Below are 2,933 nucleotides of genomic sequence, written 5' to 3'. Positions count from 1 at the left end.
CCGCGACCGGCTCGTTGAGCTCGATCGCGAGCAGCAGCCCGAGGCCGCGCACGCCCGACACCAGCGGGTGGTCGGTCGCGGCGATCTGGGCCTTCAGCTGCCCGCCGATCTCGGTCGCGTGGGCGAGCAGCCCGTCGCGCTCGATGACGCCGATCGTGGTCAGCGCGGCGGCCGCCGCGACCGGGTTGCCGCCGAACGTCGAGCCGTGCTGCCCGCGGCCGAGCAGGCCGGCCGCCTGCTCGCCGTAGGCGACGAGCGCGCCCATCGGGAAGCCGCCGCCGAGGCCCTTGGCGAGCGTGACGACGTCGGGCCGGATGCCCCCGCCGAGGTGCGGGTGCTGGTGCGCGAGCCAGGCGCCGGTGCGGCCCATGCCGGTCTGCACCTCGTCCAGGACGAGCAGCGCGCCGTGGGCGATCGTAAGCTCGCGGGCCCGTGCCAGGTAGCCCGGCGGCAGCGGACGGATGCCCGACTCGCCCTGGATCGGCTCGACGAACAGCGCGGCGACGTCGTCGTCCAGCGCGGCCTCGAGCGCGTCGATGTCGCCGAACGGCACGAACTCGACCCCGCCCGGGAGCGGCTCGAACGGCGCGCGGTAGGCGGGCTTGTGGGTGAGCGCGAGCGCGCCCATCGTGCGTCCGTGGAACGAGCCCTCGAGCGCGAGGACCCGCGACCGGCCGGTGCGGCGGGCCATCTTGAAGGCCGCCTCGTTCGCCTCGGTGCCGGAGTTCGCGAAGAAGACCCGCGAGCCCTCCGGCGCTTGCGCGAGGGAGATCAGGCGTTCGGCGAGCGCGATCTGGGTCGGCGAGCCGAAGAAGTTCGACACGTGACCCAGCGTGCCGAGCTGCGCGGAGATCGCCGCGGTCAGGGTCGGGTGGGCGTGGCCGAGGGCGTTCACGGCGATGCCCGCGAGCAGGTCGAGGTAGCGCTTGCCGTCCGCGTCCCACACGTAGCAGCCCTCGCCGCGCACGAGCACGCGCTGCGGGGGTCCGAAGGTGTCCATGATCGAGGCGGCATACCGCTGGGCCCAGTGCGCGCCCGAGTCGGGCCGGGTCAGGGCGGCGGGCGTGCCGGTCAGGTCGAGGTCGCTCATGCGGGCACCCCCGGCCGGATCACCGGGATGGGCGCGGTGAACGTCGAGGGGTTCGGCTCGTCGTCGGGCAGGACCATGGTGCCGACGCCGCCCGAGGTGAAGACCTCGACCAGGATCGCGTGCGGCTCGCGGCCGTCGATGACGTGCGCCCGGCCGACGCCGCCCTCCACGGCCCGCCAGCAGGCCTCCATCTTGGGGCGCATGCCGGCGTCCAGGCTCGGCAGCAGCTGCGCGAGCGCGCTGGCCCGGATCCGGCGAACCAGCGTGGACCGGTCCGGCCAGCTCGTGTACAGGCCCTCGACGTCGGTGAGCACGATGAGCTTGCGCGCGCCGAGCGCGACCGCGAGCGCCGCGGCGGCGGTGTCGGCGTTCACGTTGAGCACCTGCGTCGGGTCGTCGATGTCGGGCGCGACGGTCGAGACGACCGGGATCCGGCCGGCGTCGAGCAGGTCGAGCACCGCGCTCGGGTTCACCCCGACGACGTCGCCGACCATGCCGATGTCCACCTGCTTGCCGTCCACGAGGGCGGTGCGGCGGCGGGCCTGGAGCAGGCCGCCGTCCTCCCCCGAGAGCCCGACGGCGTGCGGGCCGTGCGCGTTGAGCAGCCCGACGAGCTCGCGCGAGACCTGCCCGGTGAGCACCATCCGCACGACCTCCATCGCCTCGGGGGTGGTCACGCGCAGCCCGGAGCGGAACTCGCTCTCGATGCCGAGGCGTTCGAGCATCGCGTTGATCTGCGGTCCCCCACCGTGCACGATGACCGGCCGCAGGCCGACCTGGCGCAGGAACACCATGTCCTGGGCGAAGGCGCGCTTGAGGTCGTCGTCGACCATCGCGTTGCCGCCGTACTTGATCACGACGAGCGCGCCGGCGAACCGCTGCAGCCAGGGCAGGGCCTCGATGAGGACCTCGGCCTTCTGGTGCGCGTCAAGGTCGGTGCGGGTATTGAAGGGCTCGTCGTCGAGGTCGGTCGGGGGCGTGTGGTTCGAGGTGTTCATGGGTCCGCTCATGAGGAATACGCGCTGTTCTCGTGGACGTAGTCGTGCGTGAGGTCGTTGCTCCAGACGGTCGCGCGCTCGACGCCCGCGTGCAGGTCGACCTCGACGTGCACCTCGCGGGCCGCGGCGAGGTCCACGAGCGTGCGGTCCTCCCCCACGCCGCCGGCGCGGCAGATCCAGACGCCGTTGATCGCGACGTCGAGCAGGTCGGCGTCGAACGCGGCGACGTCGACCGGCACGGTGCCCACCGCGGCGAGCACCCGGCCCCAGTTCGGGTCGTTGCCGAACACGGCGGCCTTGAACAGGTTGGAGCGCGTGACGGCCCGGGCGACCGCGACGGCGGCGTCCTGCGTCTGGGCGTTCACGACGCTGACCGCGATCTCGTGGCTCGCGCCCTCCGCGTCGGCGACCAGCGCGCGGGCCAGGGTGGCGCACGCCTCGGTGACGGCGTCGGTGAGCTCGTCCGGGGTGACCTGCACGCCGCTCGCGCCCGAGGCGAGCAGGGTGACGGTGTCGTTGGTCGACATGCACCCGTCGGAGTCGACCCGGTCGAACGTCGTGGCGGTCGCCGCGCGCAGCGCCTCGTCCGCCGTGGTCGCATCGGTGTGCGCGTCGGTGGTGAGCACGCACAGCATGGTGGCCAGGCCCGGCGCGAGCATGCCCGCGCCCTTGGCCATGCCGCCGACGGACCACGCCCGGCCGTCCGCGGTGAGGCGTTCGACGACGACCGTCTTCGGCACGGTGTCGGTCGTCATGATCGCGACGGCCGCGTCGGCGCCGCCGTCGGGCGAGAGGCCCGCGGCCGCGGCGGTGATGCCCGCGAGGAGCAGGGTCATCGGCAGGCG

The 2,933-nt window shown here is 73.9% G+C and carries 3 protein-coding genes; all 3 read right to left on the bottom strand.

What is annotated here, in order from left to right; genetic code table 11:
• Window positions 1-1,090 (bottom strand): acetylornithine transaminase (locus VIM26_RS24955; RefSeq protein ID WP_331956035.1); only part of this gene is annotated, 1,090 nt, incomplete at its 3' end.
• A complete protein-coding gene (argB, locus tag VIM26_RS24950) occupies window positions 1,087-2,088 on the bottom strand; it encodes an acetylglutamate kinase (protein ID WP_331956034.1) in 1,002 nt (333 codons plus the stop codon). The genes VIM26_RS24955 and argB, both read right to left, overlap by 4 nt.
• A gap of 8 nt (window positions 2,089-2,096) precedes the next feature.
• Window positions 2,097-2,933 (bottom strand): bifunctional ornithine acetyltransferase/N-acetylglutamate synthase (locus VIM26_RS24945; protein ID WP_331956033.1); only part of this gene is annotated, 837 nt, incomplete at its 5' end.

The sequence above is a fragment of the Pengzhenrongella sp. genome (assembly GCF_036565025.1).
Taxonomy (GTDB): Bacteria; Actinomycetota; Actinomycetes; order Actinomycetales; family Cellulomonadaceae; genus Pengzhenrongella.
Note: the sequence above shows the minus strand (reverse complement) of the source record. Positions and strands in the feature narration are given on the sequence as shown.

Coding starts and splice junctions, on each gene's coding strand:
- argB (WP_331956034.1), bottom strand. CDS start 2,088: ATGAACACCTCGAACCACACGCCCCCGACCGACCTCGACGACGAGCCC.